The organism is Salmonella sp. 32020114201800008SM, assembly GCF_017572025.1.
In the GTDB taxonomy this organism is placed as follows: Bacteria; Pseudomonadota; Gammaproteobacteria; order Enterobacterales; family Enterobacteriaceae; genus Salmonella; species Salmonella enterica.
This window is the reverse complement of the sequence record NZ_JAGEQM010000007.1, coordinates 119992-139046: the sequence shown is the minus strand read 5'-3', so window position 1 is coordinate 139046 and position 19055 is coordinate 119992. Positions and strand designations below refer to the sequence as shown.

Annotated in this window: 22 protein-coding genes; 5 read left to right on the top strand and 17 right to left on the bottom strand. The window is 53.5% G+C overall.

Going from position 1 to position 19055, the window contains the following annotated elements:
• Positions 1-4 precede the first annotated feature (4 nt).
• From nrdE to J4613_RS18515, 4 genes are all read right to left on the bottom strand, one after another.
• Positions 5-2149, bottom strand: coding sequence for a class 1b ribonucleoside-diphosphate reductase subunit alpha (gene nrdE / locus J4613_RS18530; RefSeq protein ID WP_000246180.1), 2145 nt, complete (start codon positions 2147-2149; stop codon positions 5-7).
• Positions 2122-2532 (bottom strand): class Ib ribonucleoside-diphosphate reductase assembly flavoprotein NrdI, encoded by a 411-nt coding sequence (nrdI, locus tag J4613_RS18525; RefSeq protein WP_001275410.1) that lies wholly within the window; start codon positions 2530-2532, stop codon positions 2122-2124. The genes nrdE and nrdI overlap by 28 nt, the downstream gene beginning before the upstream one ends.
• Positions 2529-2774: a glutaredoxin-like protein NrdH gene (nrdH, locus tag J4613_RS18520; protein ID WP_000028870.1), complete on the bottom strand. Its 246-nt coding sequence runs from the start codon at positions 2772-2774 to the stop codon at positions 2529-2531. Before nrdH ends, nrdI begins: the two co-directional genes overlap by 4 nt.
• A 271-nt stretch (positions 2775-3045) precedes the next feature.
• On the bottom strand, positions 3046-3477 hold the full coding sequence (locus J4613_RS18515) for a carboxymuconolactone decarboxylase family protein (RefSeq protein ID WP_000209815.1): 432 nt from the start codon (positions 3475-3477) through the stop codon (positions 3046-3048).
• 88 nt (positions 3478-3565) lie between these two features.
• On the opposite strand from J4613_RS18515, the gene J4613_RS18510 reads away from it, so the two are divergent.
• A complete protein-coding gene (locus J4613_RS18510; protein WP_001138478.1) occupies positions 3566-4900 on the top strand; it encodes a PLP-dependent aminotransferase family protein in 1335 nt (444 codons plus the stop codon).
• 83 nt (positions 4901-4983) lie between these two features.
• Here J4613_RS18510 and J4613_RS18505 read toward each other — a convergent pair whose 3' ends face one another.
• Positions 4984-5310, bottom strand: coding sequence for a DUF883 domain-containing protein (locus J4613_RS18505; RefSeq protein ID WP_001519557.1), 327 nt, complete (start codon positions 5308-5310; stop codon positions 4984-4986).
• Positions 5311-5471: 161 nt separating this feature from the next.
• Between J4613_RS18505 and J4613_RS18500 the strand changes: the two genes are divergently transcribed.
• Entirely contained in the window at positions 5472-5822 is a 351-nt protein-coding gene (locus tag J4613_RS18500) for a DUF2002 family protein (protein ID WP_000281305.1), read from the top strand.
• A gap of 34 nt (positions 5823-5856) precedes the next feature.
• Here J4613_RS18500 and alaE read toward each other — a convergent pair whose 3' ends face one another.
• Entirely contained in the window at positions 5857-6306 is a 450-nt protein-coding gene (gene alaE, locus J4613_RS18495) for an L-alanine exporter AlaE (RefSeq protein WP_023201822.1), read from the bottom strand.
• A 698-nt stretch (positions 6307-7004) separates the two neighbouring features.
• Here alaE and stpA point away from each other — a divergent pair.
• Entirely contained in the window at positions 7005-7406 is a 402-nt protein-coding gene (gene stpA / locus J4613_RS18490) for a DNA-binding protein StpA (protein WP_001051100.1), read from the top strand.
• An 89-nt stretch (positions 7407-7495) separates the two neighbouring features.
• On the opposite strand, the gene J4613_RS18485 is transcribed toward stpA, so the two are convergent.
• The 3 genes from J4613_RS18485 to J4613_RS18475 all read right to left on the bottom strand — a co-directional run bounded on the left by J4613_RS18485 (position 7496) and on the right by J4613_RS18475 (position 8590).
• The gene (locus J4613_RS18485; RefSeq protein WP_000494971.1) at positions 7496-7675 is read right to left on the bottom strand and encodes a hypothetical protein; all 180 of its coding nucleotides are present in this window, start codon (positions 7673-7675) and stop codon (positions 7496-7498) included.
• Between the two features lie 78 nt (positions 7676-7753).
• Entirely contained in the window at positions 7754-8281 is a 528-nt protein-coding gene (locus tag J4613_RS18480; protein ID WP_000022009.1) for a rhodanese family protein, read from the bottom strand.
• Between the two features lie 9 nt (positions 8282-8290).
• Positions 8291-8590, bottom strand: coding sequence for a metalloregulator ArsR/SmtB family transcription factor (locus J4613_RS18475; protein ID WP_000137432.1), 300 nt, complete (start codon positions 8588-8590; stop codon positions 8291-8293).
• 182 nt (positions 8591-8772) lie between these two features.
• On the opposite strand from J4613_RS18475, the gene J4613_RS18470 reads away from it, so the two are divergent.
• On the top strand, positions 8773-8931 hold the full coding sequence (locus J4613_RS18470; RefSeq protein WP_000508175.1) for a YqaE/Pmp3 family membrane protein: 159 nt from the start codon (positions 8773-8775) through the stop codon (positions 8929-8931).
• 99 nt (positions 8932-9030) lie between these two features.
• A complete protein-coding gene (lysM, locus tag J4613_RS18465; RefSeq protein ID WP_000522406.1) occupies positions 9031-9480 on the top strand; it encodes a peptidoglycan-binding protein LysM in 450 nt (149 codons plus the stop codon).
• 21 nt (positions 9481-9501) lie between these two features.
• Here lysM and csiR read toward each other — a convergent pair whose 3' ends face one another.
• The 8 genes from csiR to J4613_RS18425 all read right to left on the bottom strand — a co-directional run bounded on the left by csiR (position 9502) and on the right by J4613_RS18425 (position 19053).
• On the bottom strand, positions 9502-10179 hold the full coding sequence (gene csiR, locus J4613_RS18460; protein ID WP_000126152.1) for a DNA-binding transcriptional regulator CsiR: 678 nt from the start codon (positions 10177-10179) through the stop codon (positions 9502-9504).
• Between the two features lie 41 nt (positions 10180-10220).
• Positions 10221-11621, bottom strand: coding sequence for a GABA permease (gabP, locus tag J4613_RS18455; RefSeq protein WP_000531282.1), 1401 nt, complete (start codon positions 11619-11621; stop codon positions 10221-10223).
• Between the two features lie 129 nt (positions 11622-11750).
• Complete coding sequence (gene gabT, locus J4613_RS18450; protein WP_023208891.1) at positions 11751-13034, bottom strand: 4-aminobutyrate--2-oxoglutarate transaminase; 1284 nt, start codon at positions 13032-13034, stop codon at positions 11751-11753.
• Positions 13035-13048: 14 nt separating this feature from the next.
• Positions 13049-14497 (bottom strand): NADP-dependent succinate-semialdehyde dehydrogenase, encoded by a 1449-nt coding sequence (gabD, locus tag J4613_RS18445; RefSeq protein WP_001176529.1) that lies wholly within the window; start codon positions 14495-14497, stop codon positions 13049-13051.
• Between the two features lie 21 nt (positions 14498-14518).
• On the bottom strand, positions 14519-15787 hold the full coding sequence (gene lhgO / locus J4613_RS18440; protein WP_000271919.1) for an L-2-hydroxyglutarate oxidase: 1269 nt from the start codon (positions 15785-15787) through the stop codon (positions 14519-14521).
• 25 nt (positions 15788-15812) lie between these two features.
• Positions 15813-16790, bottom strand: a complete 978-nt coding sequence (gene glaH, locus J4613_RS18435) for a glutarate dioxygenase GlaH (protein ID WP_000993100.1) — start codon at positions 16788-16790, stop codon at positions 15813-15815.
• Positions 16791-17093: 303 nt separating this feature from the next.
• Positions 17094-18608, bottom strand: a complete 1515-nt coding sequence (locus J4613_RS18430) for a tripartite tricarboxylate transporter permease (protein ID WP_000382034.1) — start codon at positions 18606-18608, stop codon at positions 17094-17096.
• A 10-nt stretch (positions 18609-18618) separates the two neighbouring features.
• Positions 18619-19053: a tripartite tricarboxylate transporter TctB family protein gene (locus tag J4613_RS18425; protein ID WP_001574835.1), complete on the bottom strand. Its 435-nt coding sequence runs from the start codon at positions 19051-19053 to the stop codon at positions 18619-18621.
• Positions 19054-19055 lie beyond the last annotated feature (2 nt).

Genomic DNA, 19055 nt, shown 5'->3' with positions numbered 1-19055 from the left:
TTCCTTATAGCGCGCAGGATACGCAGCCTTCAATTTCAGTACCTTCCAGCGCCAACTGGCGAAGCCGGATGTAATACAGGGACTTAATACCTTTTCGCCAGGCATAGATCTGCGCCTTGTTGATATCGCGGGTCGTGGCGGTATCGGGGAAAAACAGGGTGAGCGACAGCCCTTGATCGACGTGGCGCGTGGCCTCGGCATAGGTATCAATAATTTTTTCCGGACCGATATCGTAAGCATCCTGATACATGTCCAGATTTTCATTGGTCATAAACGGCGCGGGGTAATACACACGCCCGGTTTTGCCCTCTTTGCGAATCTCAATTTTGGCCACAATCGGATGAATGCTGGAGGTCGCATGATTAATGTAAGAAATCGAACCGGTCGGCGGCACCGCCTGCAAATTTTGGTTATAGATGCCATAGCGCATCACATCGTCGCGCAGCTTTAGCCACATTTCTCGTGTGGGCAGCGTAATGCCGCTGCGGGCAAATAGCGTTCTGACTTTCGCCGTTTTCGGTTGCCAGTCGTCCTGTAAATACTGCGTAAAATAGTCGCCGCTGGCATAGCGCGACTGCGCAAATCCGGCGAAGGTTTTGCCGCGTTCGCGGGCCAGCCGCATTGAAGTATGCACGGCATGCCAGGTAATGGTGTAAAAATAGAGATTGGTGAAATCCAACGCCTCCGGCGAACCGTAGGCAATGCCTTCTCTCGCCAGATAGCCATGCAGATTCATCTGGCCCAGACCGATGGCATGAGAGGCGGCATTACCGGCGGCTATTGAGGGCACGCTGCGTATATGGCTCATGTCCGACACCGCCGTCAGGCCGCGAATAGCGGTTTCTACGGTACGGCCAATGTCCGGTGAATCCATGACGTGAGCGATATTCAGCGAGCCGAGATTGCAGGAGATGTCATGCCCGATGTGGGTATAGTCAAGGTTATCGTCGTAACGGGAAGCGCTATTGACCTGTAAAATTTCTGAGCACAGGTTGCTCATATTAATGCGACCAGCAATGGGATTCGCGCGGTTTACCGTATCTTCAAACATGATGTAGGGATACCCGGATTCGAACTGAATCTCCGCCAGTGTTTGAAAAAAGTCACGGGCGTTAATATAGGTTTTGCGCACGTGCGGATCGGCAATTAATTCATCGTACCGTTCGCTAATGGCGATATCGCCAAACGGTTTGCCGTAGCGTCGTTGTATGTCATAGGGCGAAAAGAGCGCCATTTGCGCGTTTTCTTTCGCCAGCCGGAAGGTGATATCCGGGATCACCACGCCGAGAGAGAGCGTTTTGATCCGGATTTTTTCGTCAGCGTTTTCTCGTTTGGTATCCAGAAAACGCAGAATATCCGGATGGTGCGCATGGAGATAAACCGCGCCGGCCCCTTGGCGCGCGCCAAGTTGGTTGGCATACGAAAACGCGTCTTCCAGCATTTTCATCACCGGGATCACGCCGGAAGACTGATTCTCAATGCGTTTGATCGGCGCGCCCGCCTCGCGCAGATTGGAGAGTAAAAACGCGACGCCGCCGCCGCGTTTGGAGAGTTGCAGCGCCGAATTCACCGCCCGCCCGATCGACTCCATGTTGTCTTCGATACGGAGCAGGAAGCAGGAGACCAGTTCCCCACGCTGCTGTTTACCGCAATTTAAAAAAGTCGGGGTGGCGGGCTGAAAGCGACCAGAAAGCATTTCATCGGTCAGTTGGGTGGCCAGCGTTTCGTCACCCTGCGCCAGCGTCAACGCCACCATTGTCACCCGATCTTCAAAGTGTTCCAGATAACGTTTGCCGTCGAAGGTTTTCAGCGTGTAACTGGTATAGAACTTCCAGGCGCCAAGAAACGTCTGGAAGCGAAAGCCGCTGGCGTGGGCGTGCTCGAACAGGCGGAAGACGAAGGCGCGGTCGTAACGCGCGAGGACTGCGTCATCGTAATACCCTTCCCGAACCAGCGTCTCCAGACGTTCATGCTGGCTGGCAAACGTCACGGAATGCGGGCGGACGTGGGTGGCAAAGAAGGCGTCGATCGCCTGCTGGTCCTTGTCGAACTGAATATGGCCTGCTTTATCGTAAAGATTCAGCATCGCGTTCAGGGCGTGGTAATCCATGGTTTCCTGCATTACGCGCTCCGGGATAGTTGTTGCCAAAATTCATTTACTCCTTTTCGGACATTATCGATGTCGCGTTGTGTGCCCATGAGCTCAAAGCGGTACAGCCAGGGTACGCCGCATTTTTGTGCTATCACATCGCCAGCGCATCCCCAGGCATCGCCGAAATTGCGATTACCGGAGGCAATGACGCCGCGAATGCGCGCCCGGTTGTGTTCATCATTTAAAAAGCGGATCACCTGTCGCGGCACCGCACCGGCCATCCCGCCGCCGCCGTATGACGGCACAACCAGAATGTACGGTTCGTCTACCCGAATTCGCTCCCGCTCATTGAGCGGAATACGCGTGGCAGGCAGCCCCAGACGCTGCATAAAGCGGTGCGTATTTTCAGAGCTGCTGGAGAAGTAGACGAGCGCGCTCATGCGTTTGCCGCGTGGGGTGTCGGGTGCAGACGGTTAATCATGTCCGGGCGGAAGCCAGACCAGCTCAAATCGCCTGCCATCACCACCGGTAATTGACGAAATCCTTGCGCCCGGAGCGTATCCGCTGCATCCGGCACCAGATCGACGTTCACCATCTCAAATTCAAATCCACGGCTTTCCATCGCCCGCTTTGTGGCGTGGCACTGAACACAGTTATTGCGAGTGTAAATAGTAATGCTCATGATTCGTATTTCCATTTAAAATGAGAAAACGGCGCGATGAAACGCGTCGGATTGTCGGGTGTTGATACAGGAAATACTAGATGTAGTTGAATTAAGATTCAACCATACAAGATATGGGAATTTTCGATTGATTTTAACGTCGCTGATGAACGCAGCGGGGTAGGGGCGGCATGGCTAATTTTTGCCGGATGGTGGCGTGAACGCCCGATCCGGCCTGCAGGTTGACGCATAACAGAGTTGGCTGACATCTGCGCCAACCGGCAACAATGCGTCACATTCGCATACCGATCGCCAGACGGTTAAAGCAGTTCATTAAACCAATAGCGAAGGTCAGATCGCTGATTTCACGCGCGCTGAAATGATCGAGCAGCGGCAGGTAAACATTATCTTCAGCGTGGGTTTCAGCAATGTGCGTCACCGATTCCGCCCAGGCTAACGCCGCGCACTCTTGCTCGCTGAAATGGTGGCTTACTCGCCATCCTGCCAGCGCATCTAATTTAGCTTGATTCACGCCAGCCTTACGCAGCGCTTTGCTGTGCATCTCCAGGCAAAATGCACAACCATTTATTTGCGAAACACGCAGGTAAATCAGCTCCATCAGCGTGGGGTCAAGCGTGCTCTTTTCCAGCGCGTTTTTCGCCTGCACCAGAGCGCTGTAAACCTCCGGGCTCAGTTCATAATAGGGTTGGCGTAACGTCGTCATCATGTTTCTCCTCGTGTTGATGACGAGCACTGTAGCACTATAATGGTCTGTAAAAGAGGGCCATATTTTTACAGAAAAAGCAGACCATATGCCGCGCTATCAGCACATCGCTCGTCAGTTAAAAACGGCCATTGAGCAAGGAGAACTCGCGCCCGGAACGCGTTTGCCTTCCAGTCGGACGTGGGCGCAGGAACTGGGCGTTTCTCGCGCCACGGTGGAAAATGCCTATGGCGAGCTGGTAGCGCAAGGCTGGCTGGAGCGACGTGGCCAGGCAGGCACGTTTGTGAGCAACGCTCTACGGTTTGAGACGGCGCCGCCGATACCCGCTGTTTTTGCCGGAGAAAGTCCGGAACCGAAACCCTTTCAGATGGGGTTACCGGCGCTGGATCTCTTTCCACGCGAGAAGTGGGCGCGAGTGATGGGACGTCGGTTGCGCACGCAGACGCGCTTCGATCTGGCATTAGGCGACGTCTGCGGCGAGGTGATTTTGCGCCAGGCGATAGTCGATTACCTGCGGGTTTCGCGTAGCATTGAATGCCTGCCGGAACAGGTATTTATTACCTCCGGATATGCGGATTCTATGCGGCTAATCCTGCGTACATTGTCTGTGCCGGGAGACAGCATGTGGGTGGAAGATCCCGGTTTTCCGTTAATTCGCCCGGTGATAACGCAGGAGGGGATTACGCTGGCGCCGATTCCGGTCGATGCCGATGGGCTGAATGTCGCGGCGGGGATGCGGGATTGCCCGCAGGGACGCTTTGCATTGGTGACGCCCGCCCATCAAAGTCCGTTGGGGGTGGCGCTGTCGTTAACTCGCCGACGGCAACTGCTGGCATGGGCGGCGAATGTGCAGGCCTGGATTATTGAAGATGATTACGACAGCGAATTTCGTTATCACGGTAAACCGCTTCCGCCGCTCAAGAGTCTGGATGCCCCGCAGCGAGTGATTTACGCCGGAACGTTCAGTAAGTCGCTCTTTCCGGCATTACGTACCGCCTGGCTGGTGGTGCCTATAAAGCAGATTGAGCATTTCCGCCAGCAGGCGTCGCTGATGCCCTGTAGCGTACCGTTGTTATGGCAGCACACGCTGGCTGATTTTATCCGTGATGGCCATTTCTGGCGGCATCTGAAAAAGATGCGTCAACATTATGCTCAGCGACGGTTATGGATTGAAGAGGCGCTGGCAGAACAGGGATTTGTCGTGACATTACAGAAAGGCGGTATTCAATTGGTTATTGAGGTTGAAGGTGATGATAAAGCGCAGGTAGCAAAAGCGAATCAGGCCGGACTGGCGGTACAGGCGCTAAGCCGTTGGCGAGTGGTTTCGTCAGGAAAGGGGGGCATTTTACTGTCGTTTACCAATATTACTTCCGCTGCCATGGCGAAACAGGTCGCATGGCAGCTTCGACAGGCGATACAGTAACCGTTTCGCCGAATGGCGCGACCTGGGCCTGCGGCAATGATGCAGGCCCAATAAAGTATGTCGCCATCCGGCAGCGCACGTCGTTAGCGACGCAGGCTAAGCAGCGCCCCGATAAAAATCCCTACCGCTGCGGCGGTTCCTACGCTACACCAGGGTTTTTCACGCACAAACGTATCCGCGCACCCCATCGCATCACAGGCGGCTTGTTTTACGCGAGTACGACCCTGCATCCGCGCCCGGGTCTCTTTCAGCAACGCCTGTGCTTTGCGTCGCGCAGCCTCAGCTTCGTCTTTCGCATCGCTTCCCCAGGATTTAAGGACATCTTCCAGACTGTCGGCTAATCGATTGACATCATTCTGAATATCCTGAACACCATCATCGACGTCGTTTCGGTTCGGTTTGTTAAGCATATGATCCTCCATTGATTTCGATGTAGCTTTCAGTGTAGTTCATATTTTTACCTGCTGAGGCTTGTTACGGCGATATCATGCGTTTCTGGACTTTTCTGAAAGCGTTGATAACGCGCTATCGGGTAAGGTAAGCCCGCAGTACAAGAGAATGAGGATAAAATATGTATTTACGACCTGACGAGGTGGCGCGGGTACTGGAAAAGGCAGGGTTTACCGTCGATGTGGTGACGAATAAGACGTATGGTTATCGACGCGGCGAGAATTATGTTTATGTTAACCGCGAGGCGCGTATGGGGCGTACCGCGCTGATCATTCACCCCAGATTAAAAGACCGTAGCTCATCACTGGCTGACCCGGCTTCGGATATTAAAACCTGCGATCACTATCAAAATTTTCCGCTCTATTTAGGCGGCGAGACCCACGAACATTACGGTATTCCCCACGGCTTTAGCTCCCGAATAGCGTTAGAACGTTATCTGAATGGGCTTTTTGGCGACGAAAAAACCGACTAAAAGCGCGACTGGCAATGCCAGTCGCGACGCTAACTTACGCCTTAGCCTGATGATAGCTGCTCACTTTAAACAGGCGGCGACAATAATCCAGGAAGTAGCCATAAACCGCGCCCATTAACATTGAAACAACAATGTTTGAACTCACGGCGGCCACTATCTGATGCCAGCCGGCGCCGACGGTCAGCAAGATGATAATATAAACGGGTGACTGAAAGGTGACATAAGCCAATATATCCGCCAGGTTTTTGGCCCATCCCGCCGGGCTTGCCTTACGCGCGACGCGCATAATCAGATCGCGGTAAACGCCGTATGGCCATGCAATCAAAATGTTGACAGGTATCGCCACCAGCCTGGAAGAAAGCGACTGCTCAAAGCTCATTCCGGAGAGGAATATCTCGATCAACATGTTCACAACAGAACAGTAAACAACCATCGCAAACGTGTCTGCTACGGCATGACGCAAGCGTGACTGTGGAGAGAACATGTTAATGCTCCTTGTAGCGTATCGATCAGAATGAGGTGATGGTTGGTAGTGAAATCATAAAGCACTTTTGTCTTTGCATAGAGTATATCCCTATATAATAACTATCAACTAGTGTAATATTTTTATTTATAGGCTTTTTGTCGATAAAATACTCTGTGATTGTGTGTTTTTTGCTCGCGGCGAGATTTTCGTTGTTGTTAGTCATTAATTACTTTTAAATCAATGCATTATAATGCATTGTTTTTCTGGCGATTTTCAGCCACATTCCAAATGTTGTCAGATGCGATGTATTCTCGGCTAACGGCACGCGCTCTACTTTTCTCAGCATAATTATAGCTATTGCAGACTGATTTTTAGCATAAAGCTCTGATGATGATTTTTGAATGGTTAATCTCTTATTGTGCTGAAATATTCACTTCTGTATAAGGTCAGCCACCGTGAGGGTCACCGCGGTTACTGAGATACGCAATACGCTATAAACAGCCAAACGGGAAACCTACAGATATACCGTAGGCAGAATAACCTGAAACACGCAGGGGGTAATGAATATAACCTTCTGGTTAACAGATTAATATAATTAATCGAGTTATGCTGTGTATATCTGTATGAACTTTAGGATCTGGAAATATAATCAACAATCGCATACAATACCGCCTGTAATAGTTTTTTGTTTTCTGCGTTAAAAGGTTTTTATTGATATGAATTTGATGTTACAGAACTTAAATAATATCCGCACGCTGCGCGCTATGGCTCGCGAATTCTCCATTGACGTTCTTGAAGAAATGCTCGAAAAATTCAGGGTTGTCACTAAAGAAAGACGCGAAGAAGAAGAATTGCAGCAACGCCAGCTTGCCGAGAAGCAGGAGAAAATTAATGCCTTTCTGGAGCTGATGAAAGCAGACGGTATTAACCCGGAAGAGTTATTTGCCATGGATTCAGCAATGCCGCGTTCTGCTAAAAAGCGCCAGCCGCGTCCGGCAAAATATCGTTTTACTGATTTCAATGGCGAAGAAAAAACCTGGACCGGACAAGGTCGTACGCCTAAACCGATTGCCCAGGCGCTGGCGGCGGGGAAATCTCTGGATGATTTCTTAATCTAATCACGGATAGCTTTTAACAGATGGCGCTTCGTTTCCTGTCTCTATTAACCGGGACTCAGGGAACGTTGCGCCATGCTCATTTTGATAAATCAGCACACGCCAAAATCGCCCTCTTCGCAATAGGGGGTGACATCTGCCGCTTTGAGGATCAATTTTTCGCCCGGTTCATTACCGACCTGTACCGCGACAATATGATCCTCGTTGACTTCAATCACTTTCAGTTTCGGCCCACCCATTCGGGGCTGTACGATATCGCTTGGTGTGAACATCACGCCCTCCTGTTGAACAATGGTATAAACCCGCCTTCAGTCTACTACACACTTACCGACGCGTGGTGAAGGTACCGCTTAATGAGTACGGGTATTCCAGGGCATTTTTTCCAGTAGTCGCGCCATTCCGCAGAAGCCGGTCATGCCTGCCAGCATTAACCCGGCCCCGACAAAACCGCTAATGAGGAAAAAGCCGCCGTGGACCGTATAGCCCATAATAACCCCAAGCAACGCCAACCCACCGGCGGCGATTTGCACCTGACGCATCAGCGGCAACGGTTGCGATTTGTCTTCTGTGACGGGCAATCCTGCCGCTTTCCATCCGTCGATACCGCCTTCCAGTAGACTGACCTGAGCAGGGGCGGCAATGGCCTGTAGTTTTGCTGCATTGCTGCTGGTTCGTTTACCTGACTGACAGTGAAAAATAATCTGTTCCGCTCGCAGGTTGGCGGGCAAATCGCCCTGTTCAAGCCGGGAGAGCGGCGCCAGTTGCGCATGTGGAATATGCTCGCGCAGATATTCATCGGCGTCGCGCACATCAATCAGTTTCGCGCCTTGCGCTATCAGCGCTTGCGCCTCACGGGGGGAAACTATCCCAATGGACATCGTGCCTCCTTATGGACAATAGAGATTCTTTAACGTGGCGATAATCGTATTAACCGCCTCATTTTTAATGAAATAGTGAATGCGCTGGGCATCGCGTTGACTATCAATCAGCCCTTCTTCCCGCATCCGCGCCAGATGTTGCGACGTCGCGGAGGGGCTTAGCCCGGTAATGCGCGCCAGTTCGCCTGCGCTGGTTTTTGGCGAACCGCAAAGCATACATAAAATCAGTAATCTTTTTGGGTGGCTCATCGCTTTGAGCAGGGCCGCCGCCTGTTCTGCGCTGGCCTGAAGTTGTTCAAGCTCTGTCATAGTTATTTAAGTATTTTCTAAATTTAGTTAATTCTAAAATAAACATCAACCTAATGCCAGCGTAAAAAGCGTAAAGGAGGGTAAAAGCGCGGCGCGCGACTGGCAGGCTCAGGTAAACTGACTATGCTTAGAGATAAAATCTCTTTTTAAACAATGACTAATTTTGCTTGTATGGAGTGTATATGGGTTTCTGGAGAATTGTATTTACGATTATTTTGCCTCCGCTCGGCGTACTTTTAGGAAAAGGGTTCGGTTGGGCATTTATCCTTAATATCCTGCTGACATTACTCGGATATATTCCGGGGCTTATCCACGCATTTTGGGTTCAGATGCGTCATTAATTACCGGCCACCGGCGGCGCATAAGCGCCGCTTATCAGGATAACCTCATTCCCTCTGCTACACTTTTCTTTGTGTGTATTTTTGACAAGCGAGGTGAATATGGGACTTTTCAATTTTGTAAAAGATGCAGGTGAAAAACTCTGGGACGCGGTAACCGCTAACCATGATAAGGACGATCAGGCGAAAAAAGTCCAGGAACATTTAAATAAAACGGGAATACCCGACGCTGACAAAGTGAATGTGCAAATTGCGGATGGAAAAGCGACAGTGACGGGGGATGGGCTGAGTCAGGAGGCAAAAGAAAAAATTCTGGTTGCCGTGGGGAATATCGCCGGGATTAGCAGCGTTGACGATCAGGTTAAAACCACGACGCCAGCGGCTGAAAGTCAGTTTTATACCGTAAAATCAGGCGACACCCTGAGCGCTATTTCAAAGCAAGTGTATGGTAACGCCAATCTGTATAATAAAATCTTCGAGGCAAATAAACCGATGCTGAAAAGCCCGGAAAAAATATATCCGGGACAAGTGTTGCGTATTCCTGAAGAATAATGGCTATCAAGCCGCGCCTGGCTACATTTTCCCTGCCATCGCCTGGCGAATAATGGGAATCGGCGTCAGCAAATGCTGACGCATTAATTCGCTGGCGCGTGCCGCCTCGCGCGCCAGTATCGCTTCGGTTAGCGTGTGATGCTGGATATGTTTATCTTCCAGCATCTCGACGGACAGAACGGTTTCACGTAACCAAATAAAGCGGTAGCGGGCCGCCAGGTCAAATAAGCGTTCGCGCATCTGTAGCAGGTAATGGGAGCCGCACCCGGCGACAATGGCGGAATGAAACGCTTGGTGGCGCTGATCCCATTCATCGAGCATATGTTCACTGGCATCGCTGGCTTCCAGTTTACTGAGCATATGCGCTCGCGCCAGGATCTCCGCCTCCCACGCATCATCGCCGCGTTCAATCGCCAGGCGTACCAGCATCGCTTCCATATTGGCGCGCGCGTCAAAAATATCGAGGAGTTCCGCCTCTGACATGGATGCCACGCGATAGCCTTTTTGATTCACCACGGTGACCAGCCGTTCCGCCACCAGTTGCGACAGCGCCTCACGCAGCGGCCCTACGCCGAGCGCATAGCGGGCGGTTAATAAACTCATCCGCAGTTTCTCATCCGGCTGATAAGTGCCGCGAATAATGTCATTTTTAAGCCAGCGATAGCCATCTATGGCCGTCGGTTGGGAAAGGGCGGTCATCTTTTACTCCTGAGAAGCTTCCCGGCTGACGCCGGGAATAACTAACGTAGGTTTTGCAGGGGGGCTTTTTGCCACCTTATCAGTTTTTTCCAGCGAGACATAATGGGGACAGTACCTATTATGCCCAGCCCTAACAGCCCCGTTGAAATGACTTCTAGTTGCTGTGCCGGTCGAAATAGCATCACCACCAGAACAAAGCAGATAAAGCCGATAACCAGCCAGGTGAGCCACGGATAAAGCCACATTTTCAACTTAATTTCTCCGCCCTGCGCCAGCAGAATTTTACGCATCCGCAATTGCGAAATCGCAATCACCAGATAGACCAGCAGCGCGATGGCGCCGGAACTGTCGATAAGAAATTTAAACACTTTTGCCGGGGCATAATAATTGACGATAACGGTTAAAAACGCCGCGCCAGTAGAGAGGAGAACCGCCACCCAGGGCGTTTTGCTACGGTTAGTTTTTCCCATTATCGCAGGCGCATCGCCGCGGCGGCTAAGGGAATAGAGCATCCGGGAGGCGGTATATAATGCGGAGTTCAGACAACTGGTCACTGACAACAAAATCACGCAGTCCATAATGAATTTTGCGTGCGGAATATGAAGCAGCTCCAGTACCGAACGGTACGAACCTACGCTTTTCAGACCCGGCATATTCCACGGGATCAGCGCCACCACCACAAAAATGGAACACAGGTAAAAGATGGAAATTCGCCAGATAACAGAATTGGTGGCGCGTACGATATGTTTATCCGGCGTATCGGATTCCGCGGCAGCAATAGTAACGATTTCCGCGCCCATAAAAGAGAACATGGTGATCAACATGGCGCTTAACACCGCGCCGAAGCCGTTAGGCATAAAACCGCCGTGATCCCAGAGCCGGGAGATACCGCTTACCTCGGCATACGGATAAAAACCGCTAATCGCCGTCGCGCCCAGCGCGATAAACGCCAGAATGGCAATTACTTTACATAGCGCCAGCCAGAATTCGAACTCGCCGTAATTTTTGACGCTCAATAAATTGCTTCCGGTTAAGGCAAGCGTAATCACTAATGAAAATAGCCATACCGGAATACCCGGTATCCATGAATTCAGAATAATGGCGGCAATATTGGCCTCCAGCGGAATAACCAGCACCCAAAACCACCAGTATAACCAGCCGATGGTATACCCGGCCCAGGGGCCGATCGCTTTATCCGCATAGGTGGAAAAAGAACCGGTATCCGGTGTGGCGACGGCCATTTCAGCCAGCATTCGCATAATCATGACGACTAAAAGTCCTGCGAACAGATAGGCCAGCAGTACCGCAGGGCCGGCCTCCGCAATCGCCACGCTGGAACCGACAAACAGGCTGGCGCCGATGACGCCGGCGATCGATAACATGGTGACGTGGCGTGATTTCAGCCCGCCCCCTAATGCATGTGATTCTGACAATTGCCCCATCCTAAAACCTCTTTATTGTTATTGCGCTCGTTTACCGGATGGCGCCTGGCTTATTCGGCCTACAATCGAAACGGTTTTTGTAGGCCGGATAAGACAGTTACGTCGCCACCCGACGCTGCTTATTGGACATTACGCTTGTTTCGCCTCATCAAAGCACTGGGCGATAATCTCCAGGCCTTGCCGAATCTGCGAGGCCTCAATAGTGAGTGGAACGAGGATGCGCAAGATGTTGTAGTAAGGACCGCAGGAGAGCAGAATTAACCCTTTCTCGCGGGCGCGGGTCACAATGTCGGCGGTCAGAGCCGCGTTCGGTTTGCCGGGGTCGCCATTTTCGAACAACTCAATGGCGATCATGGCGCCCAGTCCGCGCACGTCACCAATCTCACGGTGCGTTTCCGCTATCTCCATCAGGCCATCGCGCAGCGTTTTGCCAAGCGTATTCGCCTTTTGCAGTAGATTTTCCTGCTCGAAAATGTCCAGTACCGCCAGCGCGGCGGCGCAGGCAATCGGGTTTCCGGCATAGGTGCCGCCCAGCCCGCCCGGCGCGATAGCGTCCATCACGTCTGCCCGGCCGGTAACGCCTGCCAGCGGAAAGCCGCCGGCGATCGATTTCGCAAACGTGGTAATATCTGCCGCAACGCCCATCTGTTCCATGGCGAACAGCGTACCGGTCCGGCCCGCGCCGCTTTGCACTTCGTCGGCAATCAACATAATGCCGTGTTGGTCGCATAGCGCGCGCAGTCGCTGCATAAACGCGGGAGAGGCGGCGTAAAATCCGCCTTCGCCCTGTACCGGCTCAATAATAATGGCGGCGATATCTTCCGGCGCGGCATCATTTTTAAAGATGCGTTCAATGCTGGCGATCGCGTCGTCGTCGCTGACGTTGTGTAGCGGGCAAGGATAAAGCGCGCGGTAGACATGGCCTGGCATCAATCCCATACCAGCAGAGTACGGGTGTACTTTCCCGGTCAGAGAGAGCGTGTAGTGGGTACGACCGTGGTAAGCGCCGCTAAACGCGATAGCGCCGCTGCGTTTTGTCGCCGCGCGGGCGATTTTCACCGCGTTTTCAACCGCTTCTGAACCGGTCGTGACCAGCAACGTTTTTTTGGCGAAATCGCCCGGTACCTTCTGGTTCATGCGTTCGCACAACGCCAGATACGGTTCATAGGCCAGCACCTGAAAACAGGTATGGGACAATTTCTTCAACTGCGCTTCGACCGCTGAAACAATGCCCGGATGTAAATGACCGGTGTTCAGGACGGCAATGCCGCCCGCGAAATCGAGATACTCACGGCCTTCGACATCCCAGACCCGACAATTTTCCGCCCGCTCGGCGAAAATTGGGTGAATCTGGCCCACGCCGCGAGGAACGGCGTTATGACGGCGCTGCATTAAAGCGTTATTGGTATTCATTAGCGACTCTCCTGTTAAAGGCCGATGCACATATATTTGATTTCTAAATAATCTTCGATGCCGTATTTGGAACCTTCACGGCCTAATCCGGAGGCCTTAATGCCGCCGAAAGGCGCGACTTCGTTGGAGATAATGCCGGTATTAATACCGACGATGCCGTATTCCAGCGCTTCGCCGACGCGGAAAACGCGGCTTAAATCGCGTGCATAAAAATAGGCTGCCAGGCCGAACTCGGTATCGTTAGCCTGCCTGATGACATCCGCCTCGTCGCTGAAGCGGAACAGAGGCGCGAGCGGCCCGAATGTCTCTTCTTTGGCGACTTTCGCGTTATCAGGAACATCCGCCAGAATGGTCGGTTGAAAGAAGTTGCCGCCCAATTTGTGCGCTTCACCACCCGTAATGACGCGGGCGCCTTTTTCCAGCGCATCGGCGATATGCTCCTGGACTTTCGCCACGGCTTTTTCATCAATCAGCGGCCCGATAGCAACGTCGGCTTGCAGACCGTCGCCGACCGCGAGCTTATTTACCGCCTGGTTGAGTTTTTCCGCAAAACGATCGTAAACGCCGTCCTGAACATACAATCTATTGGCGCAGACACAGGTCTGCCCGGCGTTGCGAAACTTCGAAGCCAGCGCGCCCTCAACGGCTTTATCCAGATCGGCATCGTCAAAGACGATAAACGGCGCATTGCCGCCCAACTCCAGCGATACTTTTTTAATGTCTTTGGCGCATTGTTCCATTAGCTGGCGGCCAATCTCCGTCGAGCCGGTAAACGACAGTTTGCGTACCAGCGGGTTGCTGGTCAGCTCGCCGCCGATATCGCCAGCCGAACCGGTAACGACGTTAAATACGCCTGCGGGAATTCCGGCGCGCTGGGCCAGTTCCGCCAGCGCCAGCGCGGAAAACGGCGTCTGGCTGGCGGGTTTGAGTACCATCGTGCAGCCTGCGGCCAGCGCGGGGCCGGCTTTACGGGTGATCATTGCCGAGGGAAAGTTCCACGGGGTAATCGCGGCGGTGACGCCGATGGGTTGTTTAATCACCAGCAGCCGTTTATCAGCCTGATGACCTGGAATCGTGTCGCCATAGATACGCTTCCCTTCTTCGGCGAACCATTCAATAAACGAGGCGGCGTAGCTAATTTCGCCTTTCGCTTCCGCCAGCGGTTTACCCTGTTCCAGCGTCATCAGACGCGCCAAATCGTCCTGATGTTCCATCATCAGATTGAACCAGCGACGCAGGATATTGGCTCGCTCTTTGGCGGTGAGCGCGCGCCAGGCGGGCAGGGCGCGATTGGCGGCGTTGATGGCGTCGCGAGTCTCTTCCGCCCCCATTTTGGGCACATTGCCGAGCGGTTTCCCGTTGGCGGGGTTGCTCACGGGGATGACATCGCCGCCGCGCGCGTCGCGCCAGTCACCATCGATAAAGGCCTGCTGACGGAACAGGGTAGAGTCGTTAAGTTGCATAATTGCTTCCTGTCTGAAGGGTTAACGGGTAAATGCGGCGTGTAATGCGTCCACGCTGCGTGCCGCACGCAGCGCACGTCCGGGGTTGCTCTGGCTTTCGCGTAGCGCCTGAACTTTGCTGACGATATGCGCGCCGATAGGTATCGCGGATGTCGCCGCCGGGGAGGGGGCGTTACAGGTGTGAATGGAACGCGGCGTCGTAACAAACAGAAAATCATCAATCAGTTTGCCGTCCGGCGAAACCGCCTGCGCCCGCACGCCTGCCGGCCAGGGCTGGAGATCGTTGACGGTCAGGCTGGGGCAATACTTTTGTACTCGCCGCAAATAGCCGCTTTTGCACAGCGAGTTTTTCATCTCGCCTAGTCCGGAAAGCAGATGGTTTTGCAGTACGCGGCGAATGCCGGCGGAGCGGAAAATCTCCAGGGTGTCGGTGAAGGAAACGTCGCGCTTACGGTAGCCTTCGCGTTTAAGCGCCAGCACCGCATTCGGCCCGACCGTGACGCTGCCGTCGATCATGCGGGTAAGGTGGACGCCGAGAAACGGCATTGCCGGATCGGGGATCGGGTAGATCAAATGGTTAACGATCCGGTTGTGTCGCGGGGCCAGACGAAAGTACTCGCCGCGGAAAGGGCAGATAATAAAACCGGGCTCCACGCCCAGCATTTTGACCAGCCGATCCGCCATCAGTCCTGCACAGCCGATAAGCGTAGCGGTTTCTATTTCCCGACCTTGCGAGGTGCGAATAACAATGCCAGCGGCATGTTCTGTTAGCGCGCTGACCTCGGCATGGTAGATGATCTCGCCGCCTTTGGCCTGAAAGCGGTTCGCCATGGCCGTCGCGACATCGCGATAGCTGACAATCCCGCTGGAAGGGACAAAAATCCCGCCCAGGCCAATGATATTGGGTTCGCGTTCACGCAGCTCCGCCGCGCTTAACCACTCGCGCTCTAAGCCGTTGGCCGCCGTCCGCTCCCATAGCGCGCGCATCCGCGCCATTTCCAGCTCCGAGGTGGCGACCAACATTTTGCCGCAGGTGTCGTAGCGGATGTTGTTTTGATCGCAAAAGGTTTTGGTCGCCTGATTGCCTGCCAGACAAAACCGCGCTTTGAGGCTGCCGGGCGTGTAGTACACCCCGGCATGGATCACGCCGCTGTTATGCCCGGTCTGATGGCAGGCTGGCGCGGACTCTTTTTCCAGCAATGCGATGCGCGCATCCGGGTAGACATCAATAAGTTGCATGGCGGTCGACATGCCGATAATGCCGCCGCCGATAATCACAAAATCATACATCCGCGTAATTCCTTCGCCGTGGCGCTTATTGGTGAGTTTGATAATGGCTGGCGGCGTAGGCGAAGTAACCGCGCTGGCGCATCAGCTCGCGACGCAAGTCAGGATGCGGCGTAAAACGATCGCGTCCATGTAGCCAGAATAGATTGTTAATCAGCAGGAATTTGCCGACCGGTACCGGCACGGAGAGGATGTTTTGACTGGTTTCCAGCGCGTCTGAAAGCTCGCTGAGCCAGACGCCTTCTTCAAAGTCTTTTGGCTGGACGAACTGGTCGATATAACGCATGACCGGGCGGCCTTGTTGGTCGACATCAAACACCGGGTGCCAGACGTCATGGCTAACATTCTTGCTTGGCGGCGCCGCCCAGCGCATGACGCGACGCGCCAGCGGATGGGTAAAAAAGGACTCCAGATGTTCCCAGTCATCAAGGTGCAGCAGCAGCGAGTTACCGCCTTCCATATTTTGTTCGTCGATTTTCATCATCAATACGTAGTCGGTCACCTCCTCAACATAGGTACCGTCATTGTGCAGTTCCATTACGCGGTGGGGCTGGCGCAGATAACTGTCGGAGTTGTCGACGTTTTTGACCACGAAACGCGCGTAATACTGGCCGCTCATCGCATCGTAGTTGGAGCGACCAATAAGATGCGCCACCGCCGTCGCCAGTTTGACCATCTCTTCTGCCTGTGCGACATCATCGATCCCTTCGGCGCTGATCAACAGCGCGCCTTGTGCACGGTTGAGGAGCGTTTTGATCAACAGCGGTTGTAGCTGATTGCCGCACAGATCGTCGAGGATCTTGCCGATTTTGAAACGTAAGAAAGATTTGTATTCCAGCGCCTGCACCGGCCACTGCGCAACCTGATGGAGAAATTGTCTTGTGGTATCCGCCGTAAACGTTAACGCCAGCAGGCGCGGCGACTGCGCCGAAGGGGCAAGGGTGAAACCAGTATGGCGTTGGGCTAAATCATCTGTGTTCGCTTTTACGGCAGTCAGTGCATTCATCAGAATCATTCCTCTCGGTAAGATGGTCAGGGAGACATGGCGATGCTCATTTCGTAGCCATAAATTAAAAATATCGACATTTTCCAGAAACGCGTATGAAACAACCGCTTTTGTTTAATTATTGTGATCAAAAACAACAAATATTTAACAATGCGAAAGGTGAGGTTAACGGCGCCACGAGCCTGACAACGGCAAGAAGGGGTGTAAAATGAGCAAGTTATGGGGAGAGTGATGCTGGCGGGGTTGCCCGGCCTGGCACATGAGCGCGTAGGCCGGACAAGTACAACGTATTTCAGCAGTCAATTAACCGGCGTCAACCTGCGGTTTACGGCTGTGTTTACGGATCAGACGTAACACTGGCGGTACGACAATGACCATGATCGCCATGATCAGCAGGGCTTTGGCAACGCCGCTTTGCCACAAAATCGCCATATTGCCGTTACTGATGGAGAGTGCGCGGCGCAGGTTTTGCTCCAGCATTTCCCCCAGTACGAATCCCAGGATCAGCGGCGACATGGGGAAGTGCATTTTACGTAAAATGTACCCTAACACGCCAAGTGCGACCATCAGCACCAGATCGAAGGTGGTGCTGTGTACCGCATACACCCCTACCGCCGATACGGCAGCGATGGCGGGTACCAGGAACCACAGCGGAATGGTGAGCATACGGGTGAACAGACCGATCAACGGGATATTCATGATCAGCAGCATCACGTTCGCAATCAGCAGCGCAGCGATGAGTCCCCAGACGATATCCGGCTGTTCGGTGAACATCGCCGGGCCTGGCGTGATGTTGTACAGCGTCAGCGCCCCCATCATCACTGCCGTAGTGCCGGAACCGGGAACGCCCAGCGTCAGCATCGGGATGAAGGAGCCGCAGGCAGAGGCGTTGTTTGCCGCCTCCGGCGCCGCGACGCCGCGAATATCCCCTTTGCCGAAGCTATCGCTGTTGCCGCTGAGTTTTTTCTCGGTCATATAGGTAATGGCGCTGGCGATGGTCGCCCCGGCGCCGGGCAATACGCCGACAAAAAAGCCGATTACCGAAGAACGCAGGGTAGTGCCGATACACTGCGCGCCTTCTTTCAGGTTGAACAACATTCGACCCGTTTTGCGGACCATTGTTTGCCCGCTGCTGGTATGTTCCAGCATCAAAAGTATTTCTGATACCGAGAACAGGCCGATCACCACGACGATAAACTGTACGCCGTCGGAAAGATGAACGCTGTCAAAGGTAAAGCGATAAACCCCGGTGTTGGCGTCCACGCCGACGGTCGCAAGGCCAAGACCGATCAGCGCTGCCAGAAATGATTTAAGCGGATTTTGCGCCATCATGCTGCCAAGACAGGCGATGGCAAAAACCATTAAGGCGAAATATTCCGCCGGACCGAAGGCCAGTGACCATTGCGCCAGTAAAGGGGCGAACAGAATGATGCCGCCGATAGCGATTAATGAACCGAAAAATGAGCTGACTGCGGAAATCGACAGCGCTACGCCGCCTTTCCCTTGCTGCGCCATCGGGTAACCGTCCAGCGCCGTCATGATCGCCGCCGCATCGCCGGGGACGTTGAGCAATATGGAGGAGATCCTGCCGCCATACTCACAGCCAATGTACACCGTCGCCAGCAGAATTAGCGCCGACTCCGCAGGCAGATGCAACGCAAAGGCCAGCGGCAGTAAGATTGCCACGCCGTTGATCGGTCCCAGGCCCGGCAGCAGACCGACGATCGTGCCCACGAAGCAGCCAATCAACGCGATAACCAGGTTTTCCGGCGTCATCGCCACCGCAAAGCCCTGAGAAAGATATATCCAGGTATCCATCGTTGCTCCGTTAACTCAGCCAGGCGCCGAGAGGTAAGGTGACATCAAGCAGCCGGTCAAAGGCATACCACAGCAGAATACCCAATACCGCGCCGGAGATACCCGCCGCCGGAATCGTGGCGCCGAACAGCATCCCGATAACCATGGTGAGAAGCGCGGTGGCGATGGGAAAACCCAGCCATTCGAATCCCCAGGCATACATCAGCAGGATGATGATCATGGTAATTAGCTTTTGCAGAACATGGCGGCGCGGCCAGCTCACCGTGTCGGGATGGCGCAATAACAGCGCCAGCGCGCAGAGCGCCATCAGGCCGATAATCCCCAGCGGAAAAGGGCGGGGGCCGACGGGTTCATAGCTGTATTCGCTTTGGATCTGCCAGGCGATGAATAGCCCGGCGATACAGAGCAACAGCCAGATACCCGCAAAGATACGATCGCTCATCATTG